This window comes from Actinomadura sp. WAC 06369, from assembly GCF_003947565.1.
GTDB classification, from domain to species: domain Bacteria; phylum Actinomycetota; class Actinomycetes; order Streptosporangiales; family Streptosporangiaceae; genus Spirillospora; species Spirillospora rifamycini.
This window is the reverse complement of the sequence record NZ_QHJN01000037.1, coordinates 13,591-27,663: the sequence shown is the minus strand read 5'-3', so window position 1 is coordinate 27,663 and position 14,073 is coordinate 13,591. Positions and strand designations below refer to the sequence as shown.

General features: G+C 71.3%; 11 protein-coding genes. 6 read left to right on the top strand and 5 right to left on the bottom strand.

The genetic code is table 11. From position 1 onward, the window contains the following. Positions 1-4 precede the first annotated feature (4 nt). From nuoL to DMH08_RS12910, 4 genes are read left to right on the top strand one after another with little or no spacing between them, the layout of a single operon-like run. Positions 5-1,921, top strand: coding sequence for an NADH-quinone oxidoreductase subunit L (gene nuoL / locus DMH08_RS12925; protein WP_026403319.1), 1,917 nt, complete (start codon positions 5-7; stop codon positions 1,919-1,921). Next, a complete protein-coding gene (locus DMH08_RS12920) occupies positions 1,918-3,486 on the top strand; it encodes an NADH-quinone oxidoreductase subunit M (protein ID WP_026403320.1) in 1,569 nt (522 codons plus the stop codon). The genes nuoL and DMH08_RS12920 overlap by 4 nt, the downstream gene beginning before the upstream one ends. Continuing rightward, positions 3,483-5,048 (top strand): NADH-quinone oxidoreductase subunit NuoN, encoded by a 1,566-nt coding sequence (gene nuoN / locus DMH08_RS12915; protein ID WP_026403321.1) that lies wholly within the window; start codon positions 3,483-3,485, stop codon positions 5,046-5,048. Before DMH08_RS12920 ends, nuoN begins: the two co-directional genes overlap by 4 nt. Before the next feature lie 10 nt (positions 5,049-5,058). Beyond that, positions 5,059-6,099, top strand: coding sequence for a polyprenyl synthetase family protein (locus tag DMH08_RS12910; protein WP_442778636.1), 1,041 nt, complete (start codon positions 5,059-5,061; stop codon positions 6,097-6,099). Positions 6,100-6,485: 386 nt separating this feature from the next. Here DMH08_RS12910 and DMH08_RS12905 read toward each other — a convergent pair whose 3' ends face one another. From DMH08_RS12905 to DMH08_RS12880, 5 genes are all read right to left on the bottom strand, one after another. Continuing rightward, positions 6,486-7,085, bottom strand: a complete 600-nt coding sequence (locus DMH08_RS12905) for a GTP-binding protein (RefSeq protein ID WP_034518675.1) — start codon at positions 7,083-7,085, stop codon at positions 6,486-6,488. Next, the gene (locus tag DMH08_RS12900) at positions 7,066-7,488 is read right to left on the bottom strand and encodes a DUF742 domain-containing protein (RefSeq protein ID WP_125614057.1); all 423 of its coding nucleotides are present in this window, start codon (positions 7,486-7,488) and stop codon (positions 7,066-7,068) included. Before DMH08_RS12900 ends, DMH08_RS12905 begins: the two co-directional genes overlap by 20 nt. After that, entirely contained in the window at positions 7,488-7,907 is a 420-nt protein-coding gene (locus DMH08_RS12895) for a roadblock/LC7 domain-containing protein (protein WP_125614055.1), read from the bottom strand. Before DMH08_RS12895 ends, DMH08_RS12900 begins: the two co-directional genes overlap by 1 nt. Further along, positions 7,904-8,179: a hypothetical protein gene (locus DMH08_RS12890; RefSeq protein ID WP_026403326.1), complete on the bottom strand. Its 276-nt coding sequence runs from the start codon at positions 8,177-8,179 to the stop codon at positions 7,904-7,906. The genes DMH08_RS12895 and DMH08_RS12890 overlap by 4 nt, the downstream gene beginning before the upstream one ends. Positions 8,180-8,748: 569 nt before the next feature. Then, positions 8,749-10,404 (bottom strand): prenyltransferase/squalene oxidase repeat-containing protein, encoded by a 1,656-nt coding sequence (locus tag DMH08_RS12880; protein ID WP_233617558.1) that lies wholly within the window; start codon positions 10,402-10,404, stop codon positions 8,749-8,751. Positions 10,405-11,515: 1,111 nt separating this feature from the next. On the opposite strand from DMH08_RS12880, the gene DMH08_RS12875 reads away from it, so the two are divergent. After that, complete coding sequence (locus DMH08_RS12875) at positions 11,516-12,820, top strand: cytochrome P450 (RefSeq protein ID WP_233617561.1); 1,305 nt, start codon at positions 11,516-11,518, stop codon at positions 12,818-12,820. Between the two features lie 34 nt (positions 12,821-12,854). After that, positions 12,855-13,778, top strand: a complete 924-nt coding sequence (locus DMH08_RS12870) for a terpene synthase family protein (protein ID WP_125614047.1) — start codon at positions 12,855-12,857, stop codon at positions 13,776-13,778. Positions 13,779-14,073: the final 295 nt, after the last annotated feature.

The window sequence follows — 14,073 nt, the reverse complement described above, 5'->3', positions numbered from 1 at the left end:
GGGGATGCAAGCCGAAGGCATCCAGGCCGCGGCCTGGCTCCTGATCGCGCTGCCGCTCGCGGGCGCCGCGATCCTCCTCCTCGGGGGGAGGCGCACCGACCGCTGGGGGCACCTGCTCGGCGTCGCCATGTCGGTCGGATCGTTCGTCGTCGGCGCGGCGATGTTCGCCCAGATGCTCGGATACGACGCCGAAGAGCGGCGCCGCACCCTGCACCTGTGGGACTTCATCGACGTCGGGGCGTTCAACGTCGGCATGGACCTGCTGGTGGACCCGCTGTCCATCAGCTTCGTCCTGCTGATCACCGGTGTGGGATCGCTGATCCACATCTACTCCATCGGCTACATGGAGCACGACCCCGACCGGCGCAGGTTCTTCGCGTACCTGAACCTGTTCGTGGCCGCGATGCTGCTGCTCGTCCTGGGCGGCAACTTCGTCGTGCTCTTCATCGGCTGGGAGGGCGTCGGCCTCGCCTCGTACCTGCTCATCGGGTTCTGGCAGCACAAGCCGACCGCCGCGACCGCCGCGAAGAAGGCGTTCGTCGTCAACCGCGTCGGCGACATGGGGCTGATCCTGGCGATCGCGCTGCTGTTCAGCGCGCTCGGCTCGGTCGACTTCACCGAGGTGCTCGGTGAGGGCGCCGAGCACGCCGGCCTCGCCGCCGAGCTGAGCACCGGGACGGCCACCGCCGTCGCGCTGCTGCTCCTGCTCGGCGCGTGCGGCAAGTCGGCGCAGCTCCCGCTGCAGTCCTGGCTGCTGGACGCCATGGAGGGCCCGACGCCCGTGTCGGCGCTCATCCACGCGGCGACGATGGTCACCGCGGGCGTCTACCTGATCGTCCGGTCCGGGCCGATCTTCGAGCTGTCGACCACCGCGCAGCTCGTCGTCACGATCGTCGGCGCCGCCACGCTGCTCGCCGGTGCGATCATCGGGTGCGGCAAGGACGACATCAAGAAGGCCCTCGCCGGGTCGACGATGTCGCAGATCGGCTACATGACGCTCGCCGCCGGGCTCGGCAAGGCCGGGTACGTCATCGCCATCGCGCACCTCATCGCGCACGGCTTCTTCAAGGCGGGCCTGTTCCTCGGCGCCGGCTCGGTCATGCACGGCACCAAGGACGACGTCAACATGCGCCACTACGGCGCGCTCCGCGGCGTCATGGCGATCACCTACGCGACCTTCGGGCTCGGCTACCTCGCGATCATCGGGTTCCCGGGCCTGTCCGGCTGGTTCACCAAGGACGTCATCATCGAGACGGCCCTGCACAAGGGCGGCACGTCCGGGTACATCCTCGGCGGCTGCGCGATGCTCGGCGCCGCGATCACCGCCTACTACATGTCCCGCGTCATGTTCATGACGTTCTTCGGCGAGAAGCGCTGGGCGGACGACGTCCACCCGCACGAGTCGCCGAAGGTCATGACCGTCCCGCTGATCCTGCTGTCCGTCGGCTCCCTGTTCGCGGGCGGGTTCCTGGTCCTCGGCGGGTTCGGGTCCTTCCTCGAGCCGGTCGTCGGCCACCCCGAGGAGGAGCACCACTTCCAGGCGCTCACCGGCCCCGGCATCGCCACGTTCGTGCTGGTGCTGCTCGGCGCGGCGATCGCCTGGCGGCAGTACGGCGCCCGCAAGGTGCCGCGCGAGCAGCCCGCCGGGTCGTTCCTCACCGTCGCGGCCCGCAAGGACCTGTACGGCGACGCCATCAACGAGTCGCTGCTGATGCGGCCCGGCCAGTGGCTGACCCGCCTCGCGGTCTGGTTCGACGGGCGCGGCGTCGACGGCGCCGTCAACGGCATCGCCGCCGGCATCGGCGGCGGCTCCGGCCGGCTCCGCCGGATCCAGACGGGCTTCGCCCGGTCCTACGCACTCTCGATGTTCGCGGGCGCCGCCGTCGTGGTGGCCGCCCTCCTGGTGGTGAACGTGTCATGAGCGACCTTCCCTGGCTGACCGTCCTCATCGCGCTGCCGCTGGTGGGCGCCGCCGTCCTCACGGCGCTGCCGTCGAGGGACGCGCTGGTCAAGCGGTTCGCGCTCGGGGTCTCGACCGTGGTCGGGGTGCTCACCCTGGTCATGGCGGCCTCGTTCGACCCGGGCGGCGCCCGGTTCCAGTTCGAGGAGAAGTACGACTGGATCCCGTCCTTCGGGGTCCACTGGGCGGTCGGCGTCGACGGCGTGGCCCTCACGCTGATCGTGCTGTCGGTGATCCTCGTCCCGCTCGTCATGCTGGCGTCCTGGAACGAGGACGACCGCTCCGGGGGCGTCGACGTCCCCGCCAAGCGGTCCGTCAAGACGTACTTCGCGCTGCTGCTGACGCTGGAAGCGGCCATGATCGGCGTCTTCGCGGCGACCGACGTGTTCCTCTTCTACGTCTTCTTCGAGGCGATGCTCATCCCGGTGTACTTCATCATCGGGTACTTCGGCGGCGCCCAGCGCTCCTACGCGGCGGTCAAGTTCCTGCTGTACTCGCTGTTCGGCGGGCTGATCATGCTCGTCGCGGTGATCTGGCTGTACCCGCTGTCGGCGAAGCCGGAAGCCGAGGGCGGGCTCGGGCAGGGGACGTTCCTGTTCTCCGAGCTGACGCAGCTGAACATCGACCCGACCACCGCGAAGTGGCTGTTCCTCGGCTTCTTCATCGCCTTCGCGATCAAGGCGCCGATGGTGCCGGTGCACACCTGGCTGCCGGACGCCGCGCAGCAGGCCCCGGCGGGCGCGCTCGTCCTCATCGTCGGCGTCCTCGACAAGGTCGGCACGTACGGGATGCTGCGGTTCTGCCTGGAGCTGTTCCCGGGCGCCGCCACGTGGGCCACCCCGGTGGTCCTCGGCTTCGCGGTCCTCAGCATCATCTACGGCGCGGTCCTCGCGATCGGGCAGGTCGACCTGAAGCGCCTCGTCGCCTACACCTCGGTCTCCCACTTCGGGTTCATCGTGCTCGGCATCTTCGCGATGACCTCGCAGGGGCAGTCCGGCGCCGCGCTCTACATGATCAACCACGGGTTCTCGACCGGTGCGCTGTTCCTGATCGTCGGCTTCATGATCGTCCGGCGGCGGTCGGCGCGGATCGGCGACTACGGCGGCGTGCAGAAGGCCGCGCCCGTCCTCGCCGGGGCGTTCCTCATCGCGGGCCTGTCCGGCCTGTCGCTGCCCGGCCTGTCCACGTTCGTGTCCGAGTTCCTCGTGATCGTCGGCACGTTCAGCCGGTACGAGTGGGCCGGGGCCCTCGCCGTCAGCGGCGTCGTCCTCGCCGCGATCTACATCCTGTGGACGTACCAGCGCACCATGGGCGGCCCCAAGGCCCCGGCGGTCGAGGGGATGAAGGACCTCACCGCCCGGGAGAAGTGGGCCATCGCGCCCATCCTCGCGATCATCGTCGCGATGGGCTTCTTCCCGCAGCCGGTGCTGAACGTCATCAACCCGTCCGTCGAACAGACGCTGGTGCGGGTCGACCAGCATGACCCCGCACCGACCAACGTCGCCGAGAACGGAGCCCGTCCATGAGCACCCTCGCGCAGGGCGCCGACATCCCGGCGCCGCACATCGAGTACGCGGAGATCGGCCCGCTGCTGATCGTCCTCGGCGTCGCCGTCCTCGGGGTGCTGGTCGAGGCGTTCGCCGGCCGCGCCTGGCGGCCCCGGCTCCAGGTCCCGCTCGCGTTCCTCGGCCTGCTCGGCGGGTTCGTCTGGACGGTCGCGCTGGCGTGGGACGGCGCCCCGCACCACGTCGTCGCCGAGGGGGCCCTCGGCGTCGACGGCACCACCCTGTTCCTGCAGGGCACCATCCTGGTGCTGGCGCTCGTCAGTCTCCTGCTGATCGCCGAGCGCGGCGGCGACCGCGCCGGCGGGGCGTTCGCCGCGCAGGCGTCCGCGCTGCCCGGCAGCGAGGCCGAGCAGCGCACGCAGTCGGCGGGCATCGTGCAGACCGAGGTCTACCCGCTGATGATGTTCGCCGTCGGCGGCATGCTGATCTTCCCGGCGTCCAACGACCTCCTGACCATGTTCATCGGCCTGGAGGTCATGTCCCTGCCGCTGTACCTCCTGTGCGGCCTCGCCCGGCGCCGCCGCCTCCTCTCCCAGGAAGCGGCGGTCAAGTACTTCCTGCTGGGCGCGTTCTCGTCGGCGTTCTTCCTGTACGGCATCGCCCTCCTCTACGGCTACGCCGGATCGGTCACGCTCGCCGCGATCTCGCAGGAGATCAGCCGGGACGCGGGCAGCGAGACGCTCCTCCTCGCGGGCGTCGCGCTCCTCACCGTCGGGCTGCTGTTCAAGCTCGGCGGCGTCCCGTTCCACATGTGGAAGCCGGACGTCTACCAGGGCGCGCCGACCCCGATCACCGCGCTCATGGCGTCCTGCACCCTCGTCTCGGCGTTCGGCGCGATCCTCCGCGTCTACTACGTCGCGTTCGGGACCCTCGAGTGGGACTGGGAGCCCGCCATGTGGGGTGTGGCGATTCTCACCATGGTCGTCGGCGCGATCATCGCGATCACGCAGACCGACATCAAGCGGATGCTCGCCTACTCGTCCATCGCGCACGCGGGCTTCCTGCTCATGGGCGTGATCGCCACCTCGCGGGAGGGCCTGTCGGGGTCGCTGTTCTACCTGGCGGCCTACGGGTTCACCACGATCGGCGCGTTCGCCGTCGTCACGATGGTGCGGGACGCGGGCGGCGAGGCGGCCCACCTGTCCCGCTGGGCCGGGCTCGGCAAGCGCTCCCCGGTCGTCGCCGGCGTCTTCTCGCTGTTCCTCCTGGCGTTCGCCGGCATCCCGCTGACCAGCGGCTTCACCGGCAAGTTCGCGGTGTTCAAGGCGGCCGTCGAGGGCGGGGCGACGCCCCTCGTCGTCGTCGGCGTCATCGCCTCCGCGGTCGCCGCGTTCTTCTACGTCCGCGTGATCGTCGTCATGTTCTTCAGCGAGCCGGACGCCGACGGCCCCGTCGTGGTGGCCCCACCGGCCACCGCGATCGTCGTCGCGGTCGGAGTGACGGCTACTGTGGTACTCGGCGTGCTCCCGCAGCCGATTCTGGACCTCGCGGGAGATGCCACCACGCAGATGTTCGTCCGGTAGGGAGTCTTGGGTGAGCAACGCCTTCGCTGAGGAGTCCGGCGGGCCGGCCGTGCAGGAGACCGGCCCGTTCGGGCTTCCCGTGGACTCGGCGCTCGCGGCCGAAAGCCGACGGTTCCTGGCCGCCGTCGAGGAACTGCTCCTCGACTCGGTCCGCAGCGACAACCCGTTGCTCAACGAGGCGTCCAAGCACCTCGTCGAGGCGGGCGGCAAGCGCTTCCGGCCCATGCTGGTGACGCTCGCCTCGCACTTCGGCGACCCGACCGCGGCCGGGCTCGTCCCGGCCGCGGTCGTCGTCGAGCTCACCCACCTCGGCACCCTGTACCACGACGACGTCATGGACGAGGCGACCGTCCGCCGCGGCCGCCAGTCCGCGAACGTCCGCTGGGACAACACCCGCGCGATCCTCACCGGCGACTACCTGTTCGCCCGCGCGTCCGACCTCCTCGCCGACCTCGGCACCGAGCCGGTCCGCATCCAGGCCCGCGCGTTCGCGCGCCTCGTCCGCGGCCAGATCGAGGAGACGACCGGCCCCGCCGAGGGCGCCGACCCCCTCAAGCACTACCTCCAGGTCCTCGCCGACAAGACGGCGTCCCTCATCGCGGTCTCGGGCCAGTTCGGCGCCCTCCTGTCCGGCGCCCCCGCCTCGACCGTCGACACGGTCACCTCCGCCTGCGAGAAGATCGGCATCGCCTTCCAGCTCTCGGACGACATCCTCGACATCGACTCCGAGACCGAGGAGTCCGGCAAGACCCCCGGCACCGACCTCCGCGAGGGCATCCGCACCCTCCCGATGCACCACGTCCTCGCCGGCGTCGGCTCCGGCCCCGACGACGCGCGCCTCCGCGACCTGCTCGTCCAGGACCTCACCGACGACGCCCTCCACGCCGAGGCCCTCGCCCTCCTGCGCGCCCACCCCGCGATGGACCGTGCCCGCGCCGACCTCCTCCGCGTCGCCGAGGACGCCCGCGCCGAACTGCTCACCCTCCCCGCCAACCCCGCCCGCGACGCCCTCACCGCCCTCTGCGACTACGTCGTCAGCCGCACGGGTTAGCTGGCGGCGCCCTCGGCGTCGGGCCCTGGGGGCCCTCCTTCAACGGGCGCCGCGTGCGATTGCTGCATCGCTCCGACTCACGTGCTTATTGCAAGACCCTCGGCGTCAGGCCCAAGGGGGCCTTCCTTCAACGGGCCTTGCCGCGATTGCTGCATCGCTCCGACTCGCCTAGGGGCTCGCTGCGCGATCAGGTTCTTGCTTCGCTCGAACCTGCCTTCGGACGCAATCGCAGTGTTTCCCGTTCGCTCTGGCTGGGGGCCGCCCGCGGCGGGATACGGGTGCCGATTCTTGGTGTGGGGCCACGGGCTTGCGGGTCGGGGAAAAGTCAGCGCCGGTTGTGGCCCGCCGACGGAGTCGGCGGGCCACAACCGGCGCTTCCGGGAGCCTCAGACCGGTTGTTCTTCGGTGAGGCCGCGGGCCTTCATGGCGTGCAGGACGAGGTCGATGAGGACCTCCTTGCACGAGGTGAGCTTGCGGGCGTCGCAGAGCATGACGGGAACCTTCGGGCCCAGGTTGAGGGCCATCTGGATCTCTTCGAGGTCGTACTGCTGGGCGCCCTCGAAGCAGTTGACGGCGACGATGAAGGGGGTGTTGCGGCGCTCGAAGTAGTCGACCGAGGGGAAGCAGTCGGACAGGCGGCGGGTGTCGGCGAGGACGACCGCGCCGAGCGCGCCGAGCGTGACCTCGTCCCACATGAACCAGAACCGCTGCTGCCCCGGCGTGCCGAACAGGTACAGGACGTACTCGTCCTGCATGGTGATGCGGCCGAAGTCCATCGCGACGGTCGTCGTCTGCTTGCGTTCGACGCCGGAGACGTCGTCGACGCCGATGCTCTCGTCGGTGAGGACCTCCTCCGTCCGCAGGGGGCGGGTCTCGGAGACGGTCCCGACCATCGTGGTCTTGCCGACCCCGAAACCGCCCGCGATGACGATCTTTACCGCGGTGGGCAGCCGACGCGCGCGCACACTAGAGGGCCCGGAGACCATCGATCACCGCCTTGTAGAGCCTGATGTCGTGCATGTCCGCCTCCGGCTCGGGCTCCTGCATCATGACGTACCCCTTGTCGAGGAGGTCGCCGAGCATGACCCGGACGGTCGCGACGGGAAGGTCGAGGTGGCCGGTGAGCTCCGCCACCGACATCACCGACTGGCACAGCCGGATGATCGCGAGGTGCTCGGGGCCGAGGCCGACGGCGCCCTCGGGTTCGGGGTTGGACGCCACCACCAGCGTGATGAGGTCGAACTTGCCGCGGGCGGGTTCCATCCGCCCGCTGGTCATCACGTACGGGCGCACCATGGGGCCCGCGCGGTCGTCGAGGGGCTCGTCTCCGGCGGGCGGCCGCGGCCCCGGCTCGTCCGGCCAGGGTTGAGGGCCTTCGGGCGGCATCATCAGGCCTTGTCCTCCGCGATCTCGGACCGCGACGGCGTCGTCAGGTGGTGGCCCATGGACGTGACCAGCATCGCCATCTCGTAGGCGATCAGGCCCACGTCGGCCTCCTCGCCGGCCAGGACCGCCAGGCACGCGCCCTTGCCGGCCACCGTGACCAGCAGGAACGCGGACTGCATCTCGATGATCGTCTGCCGGACCGGGCCGCCGCCGAAGCGCACTCCGGCGCCCTTCGCCAGGCTCTGCATGCCCGCCGCGACGGCGGCGAGGTGCTCGCCGTCGTCCTGCGTCACTCCCTCGGAGGAGGCCATGAGCAGCCCGTCGGCCGACAGGACGACCGCGCCACGGGCGTGCGGGAGCCTGCGGACGAGGTCGTCCAGCAGCCAGCCCAGGTCGGTTGCGGACCCCGTCTTCTGCGTCACTGCTCTTCCTCGCCTTTCGCTGCTGTAGTGCCGAGGTTCGCGGCCGCGTCGTCGCGACCGCGTCGACCGCCGCGCTGGTACGCCCCCATGATCCGCTTGATCTCTTCGGGGCTGCGGCCGGGGTCTGCGTCCTCGTCCGGCTGGGGAGCGGGGGCGGCTTCGTCGGTGCGCAGGGGCTCTGCAAGGTTCGCCTGCGGCACCCGGACGGGCAGTCCGGACGGTGTGGTGGGGATGTCGGGCACGGGTGGCAGGTCCTCCGGCTCGATGGTCACGGGACGCTTCCCGTCGCCCGGTGGAACGGCGCGCGGAGGAACCTCCGCTCGGGAGCGTGTCTCGGCCCTGAAGGCGGTCGTCGCGCGCGTCCGGGCGGGGCGGCGGTGCGCCCGTGACCGGCCGGACGCCGCGGGGCGCGGGCGCGCACCGGGGGTGCGTCCGGCGTGGGGCGCCTGCGGGGCCGCGCCGGTCGGTGCGTCGTGCCGGGGGGCGGTGCCGACGGCGGCTCGGACGGTGTCACCGCCCGGGGACGCGCGGGACGCGCGGCGCCGGAGTGCCGTGCCCGAAGGCAACGGTGTTCCGGGCGCCTTTTTCAAGCGCGAGTCGCGGAAGCGCATTACTATCGCCCCAACAATATGTGAATTGACCCGCAACCGCTTCCGCCAGGTTCAACGGCACGGTTCGCGTGTGGTCGGTGAGTGGTGCACAGGCGACCGCCAGCCGCCGTTCCATACGGCGTAGAAGACTAGCAACATGACCATACCCCCTCAAGGTGAACCGTCAACAACGACGGCAATGTCGCATTTGAGGGGTCCGTCTTGCGTGTCGTGTTGTGTCGTAATTCACGTTATCTAAAGTCGGTCGCCGCTCCCGCCAAGGCCAGCGCGGAGATGACCGCCGCGCGCACGATCGCGGCGGGGCGGTACAGATCCTTGTCGTGCCACATCGCCGGTTCCGCGTCGTCGTCCGGCGCGGCGAGAGAGCGCAGCAGGAGCGGGCAGGCCCGGCCGACCGCGCGCAGCGTCCCGGTGTCGGGAATGCCGCCCGTCAGCAGGAGCAGCTGCACCGCGTAGGCCGTCTCCTCGGCGGTGCCCTCCCAATGCCCCCAGGACCCGTCCTCCCGCTGGGCGTCGAGCACCCACCGGCGCGCCGCCGCGACCGCGCCGCCCGACTCCGGGCCGCCGAACCCGGCGAGCGCGACGGCCGCGCACGCCGTCGCGTAGAACGGGGACGCGTGCCAGCGGTCCAGCCAGCTCCCGTCCGGGGCCTGCTGCCCGCGCAGCCAGCGCGCCGCCTTGCGCGCGGACGCCGCGTACCGCGCCGCGTCCGCGCCGTCCAGGGCGTCCCCGCGCGCCGTCATGTACTGCCCGAACGCCTCCAGGACGTGCGCGTTCGTCGTGATCGACGCGCCGTCCTCGCCCTGCCAGGTGCAGAAATGGGCGTCCAGCTCGTAGGCGTGCAGCGCGTCGGGCGGATGGGGCGCGCCGAGCAGCGCCAGCGCGTACAGGGCGCCCGAGGTCGTGTCGGCGTCCGCCGGCAGGCCGTCCGCCGCGGAGGTGCCGAGCGGGCCGAGCGGCGTCGTCAGGCTGAGCACCAGTTCCGGCGGGACGGCGAACGGGACGTCCGCGCGCGCCAGCCACGCGAGCACCCACCCGCGCTCGAACACCGTCAGCGGGAAGCCGCACGGGACGGGCCCGCCGTGCTCGGCCACGACGGTCTCCAGGTACCAGCGGGCCGGGCTGCTCGGCTCGACCGGCCCGTGCCCGAGCCAGGCGGCGGTGGCGGCCGGGGACGCGCCGATCGTGCCGGTGGGCTCCGGGCTCAGGTCAGGCAGCCCGGCGGCCGCGGGCCCGGCGATCTCCAGCGCGTGCACGAGCTTCTGCGGGACGTCCGCCCCCGAGGCGAGGAGCGACCGGACGAGGTCGAGCTTGGCGGAGTCCATGCCCGCCGGGAGGGGCAGCGCGTACCCCGCCCATACCTCCAGGCCCGGCACCGGACGCTCGCGCAGGCTCTGCAGCGACGCGTTGATCCGCTCGACCAGCGCGGGGACGATCAGCTCGACGGCGGGCAGGTCGGGCAGGTCCAGGGCCGGGGCGGACGGGCCGCACATCCGGGCGGACACCGCCGCGAGGGCCCGCACCGCCGCGTGCGCGACTGCGGCGCCGTCCGCTCGGGCGCCGTCCGGCGCGGCCAGCACCGACAGCAGCGCCTCGGTCGCGCTCAGCGTCGGGACGATCGCGTACCCGTCGTCGGGCGCGCCCCACGCGCCGTCCGGTCGCTGGGTCTCCAGCAGGAAGCGGACGCGTTCCGCGTGACCGCTCAGCCAGGGCACGAACGTCACCAGGCGCCCGGTCTCGTACACCGACGGGGACGCCTGCCCCCACGGGCGGGCGACGAGGCCGTCGATCAGCTCCTCGGTGGCCGCGGCGAGACGCGGCCGGACGGCCGGGTCGCCGACGGCGGACAGGGCGGGGTCGGTCAGCGGATGGTCATCGATGCTCACGGCACATCCCGGAGGTCGGCGACGGGGAAGAGACCGGCGCAGGAGCGCCCTCGTACTGCATCGGACCGGGCGGGTCGCCGGTGGCGGCTGCCGCCGCCGGCGCGGCCGGTGAGGTCCACGGACAGGTCGTCCACGAGTCGGGTGTCCACGGAAGACGTCTGCGGGCACGGTGTCGGGAGGTTCGCGGGGTACCTGGGCTCGCGGGCCAGGATGTCCACGTCAACGGCCTTTCCGGCTGCCCTCGCTCTGGTGGAGCGGACCTGTGGCGACCCCCTCCGGGCGCGCGGCCGCCCACCCGGACGGCGCCAACCCTATTGGAGCGGTTTGTGCCATTCAGTCCAGCTCTGCAGGAGCTTGTGGCGATTTGCAACTTTCGTTGGGATTATCACAGAGCTAATTAACGTAAGCAAGGGTGGTATGCGAAGGAAGATGACCGGCTTTCGAGTGACGCTAATCACTCAATCCTGGCATCTCATCATGTGAGACGAGATGGGCGGACGCCCACGGCTGTCGGCGATGCGGGGGTTTCGGAGTCGATGTGCGCCCGCCCTGATGGTAGGCCAAGGAACGTGACAAAACGGACAAATAACTCGCACTGGAATGGTGACGGCCGGGTCAGATCAAGGGAAAAGTCGAGCTTTCAGACTCTGGACGCGATGTGTTCGACGTCACTCCGGGGCGGCTCGGCGTCCGCCGCCGGCGCCGTTCGCGCCTCCTCCGAGCATTGGGTGCGCCGGTCCTTACAAAGGCGCGCACTGGAGTGGAACTTACCTGTGAGGCGTGAAACAGTGGCGACTGACGATCTTGTACGGGTAGCGAGGGGTATGTGATACTTCGGGGCAAGATCACGTTGTTTGTCCCGATTGTGTTGCGTGCTCGCTGGGGAGGCCGCTGAGGCGAACTATGTGCCGATTGCCCGGTATATAGGGGTCTCGGGTGTCGGTCTCGGTGGTCCGAGCCGCCGGGCGGGCGACCCGCGTGCCCCGGCGTCCTCCGGTCCGAGCCGTCCGACCTTCACCGCCCGGGAGGGCATCGCGTCATGTCGATCACCACGGACTCCGCCCACGGTTCCCGTGCCTTCCAACCGGATCGTCCCGTCGTCAAGATGCCCATGCGCCGGGTGGCCGCACGACTGCGCCGCGGCGGCCCGCTGCACCTGCTCGACTCGATCGGACGGGACGCGGACGGGTCGATCACCCGCCTGAACCTGGGGCCGTTCCGGCCCTTCCTGGTCACCCACCCCGACGACCTGCAGCACATCCTGCGCGACCACCGGGACAACTACCCGCGCGGCGCGGCGATGTGGCGGGCGCTCGGCCGCCTCACCGGCGACGGCATCGGCGGCGAGGGCGAGCAGTGGGCGGCGTCCCGGGAGATCCTGCGCAACGCCTTCTCCGGCCGCTACCTCGCCGCGATGAGCGAGCAGATGATCTCCTCGATCGACGGCGCCGTCGAGGACCTCGGCCGCCGCAGCGGCCCCGGCCGTCCGGTCGACGCGGGCGTGGAGATGACCCGGGTCGTGCAGCGGGTCATCAACCCGGTCTTCTTCGGGTCGCTGGTGCCCGACGAGGAGGGCGACCGGCTCGGCGAGGCGATCGCCACCGCGATGGGCAGCCTGCTGTGGCGCATGGCGATGCCGTTCATGCCGCACGCGGTCCCGGTGCCGGGCGACCGCCGGTTCAACCGGGCGACGCGCACGGTCAACGAGATCCTCGGGCCCGTCGTGAGCTCCGCGCGGAACGGGCGGCTGGACGGCCGCGACGTGGTGACGCTGCTGCTGAACGGCACGGGCGCCGACGGGCGCCCGCTCACCGACGAGCAGGTGTGCCAGGACATCATCGCCCTGTTCGTCGCCGGGTCCGAGTCCAGCGCCATCGCGCTCACCTGGATCTGGGCCGCGCTGGCCCGGCACCCGCACGTCGCCGCGGCCGTCACCGACGAGGTCGACCGGGTGGTGGGCGGCGAGCCCCTGCGCCGCGAGCACATCCGGGCGCTGACCTACACGCAGCAGGTCCTGGACGAGGTGCTGCGCATCTACTCCGTCGGGTGGGCGGTGCCGCGGACGGCCCTGCGGGACGACGTCATCGGTGAGGTCGAGATCCCCGCGGGCTCCACGCTGGCGATCAGCCCCTACCTGACCCACCGGCTGGAGGAGTTCTGGGAACGGCCCCTCGAGTTCGACCCGGACCGGTTCGCCAAGGAGCGGGTCCGGGCGCGGCACCCGCTCGCCTACCTGCCGTTCGGCGACGGCGTCCACCAGTGCCTCGGGCAGGCGTTCTTCGCCCAGGAGGCGACGCTCATCGTGGCGAGCGTCCTGCGCCGCTACCGGGTGGCCGTCCAGGGGGACGTCGACCCGAAACTGAGCCTCACGCTCCAGCCGAGCGAGCCCGTCCAGCTCGTCCTCACCCCCCGCTGAAGCCCACGCCCCCACGTCGACGGAAAGGTGATCGGTGGAGATCACAGTGCGCGGCCGCCCGCTCGGCGCGGACCTGGCGCGGGACGCCGCCCGCCTCGCCCCCGAGGTCGAGCGGGACCTGAGCGCGCGCATGGCCGCCCACCCGGAGCTGTTCCCGGCGTCCCCGATGGGGCCGGTGGCCGGACGGCTCAGCAAGGCCATCGCGTACGGCGCGCCCTGGCACACGGCGGACGAACTGCGGACGTCCGCGCGGACCTCGCTGTGGATCTTCGCCGTGGACTGGCTGGTGGACCACCGGGCGACCGAGGCCGCCGAGGTCGCCGGCATCGTCGAGCGGTGCGCCGCGGTGGCCGACGGGCGCCCCCCGGTCGACCCCCTCACCCGGTTCCTCGCCGAGCTGCGCGACGACCTGGCGGCCTCGTCCCTCGCGTTCGCCGAGTACGAGCCGGTGTGGCGCGAGGAACTGCTGCGGATGCTCCAGGCGATGCGGCGCGAATGGCAGTGGAAGGCGCGCCTCGGGGCCGGGGGCGCGCCCCCGGCCGCGGCCGACGACGGCGACCCCGTCCCGACGACCCTCGACGGGTACCTCGCCATCGCGGACAACTTCGGGTCGGCCTGGGTGAACGCGGCGCACTGGATCGCCACCGGAGACGCCGCGGTCTTCGCGCATCTGGACGTCCTGCGGCGCGCCGGCCGGGTCGTCCAGTGCGCGCTGCGGCTCCTCAACGACCTGGCGACGGGCGACCGCGAGACCGTCTGGAACGACATCAACGCCGTGGCGCTCGGCGTCCCGGCGGAGGCCGTCAAGGCGCGCATCGGCGACCTCGCCGACGAGACCGAGCGGATCCTGGCGCCGCTGCGCCGGGACTGCCCGCAAGGTGCGAACTATCTGTCGCAGCAGTTCCAGTGGAGTCGCGACTTCTATGGGCGGGGGCACGACTACTGGGGCTCCCTGTGACACCGGAAGTCGTCACCGCGCATGCCGAGGCGGCGTGCCGGGGTGCCCTCGGCGATGCGCCGGCGAATTTCCGCGAACACGCAGATGTACGGCGCTGACCTGCCGATACTTGCCTTTTTCGCTATTTTTCCCGCGAAGCGGCGGGTGTGCCGAGCCCGCGGCCGTACGGCGCCGTCCGCACGCCGACAGACGGACGGACGGCGTTGCTGCGGACGTATCACCACAGAAGTGTGGTGATACGCGATTCCTCAGAAACCGTCCGTTGCTAAGGTGCTCTGCGTGCCAATCGTGGCCT

Bases quoted from the DNA above. Each gene is read 5' to 3' on its own strand.
- nuoL (WP_026403319.1), top strand. From the start codon at position 5: ATGCAAGCCGAAGGCATCCAGGCCGCGGCCTGGCTCCTGATCGCGCTG.
- DMH08_RS12920 (WP_026403320.1), top strand. From the start codon at position 1,918: ATGAGCGACCTTCCCTGGCTGACCGTCCTCATCGCGCTGCCGCTGGTG.
- nuoN (WP_026403321.1), top strand. From the start codon at position 3,483: ATGAGCACCCTCGCGCAGGGCGCCGACATCCCGGCGCCGCACATCGAG.
- DMH08_RS12905 (WP_034518675.1), bottom strand. From the start codon at position 7,085: ATGGTCTCCGGGCCCTCTAGTGTGCGCGCGCGTCGGCTGCCCACCGCG.
- DMH08_RS12900 (WP_125614057.1), bottom strand. From the start codon at position 7,488: ATGATGCCGCCCGAAGGCCCTCAACCCTGGCCGGACGAGCCGGGGCCG.
- DMH08_RS12875 (WP_233617561.1), top strand. From the start codon at position 11,516: ATGCGCCGGGTGGCCGCACGACTGCGCCGCGGCGGCCCGCTGCACCTG.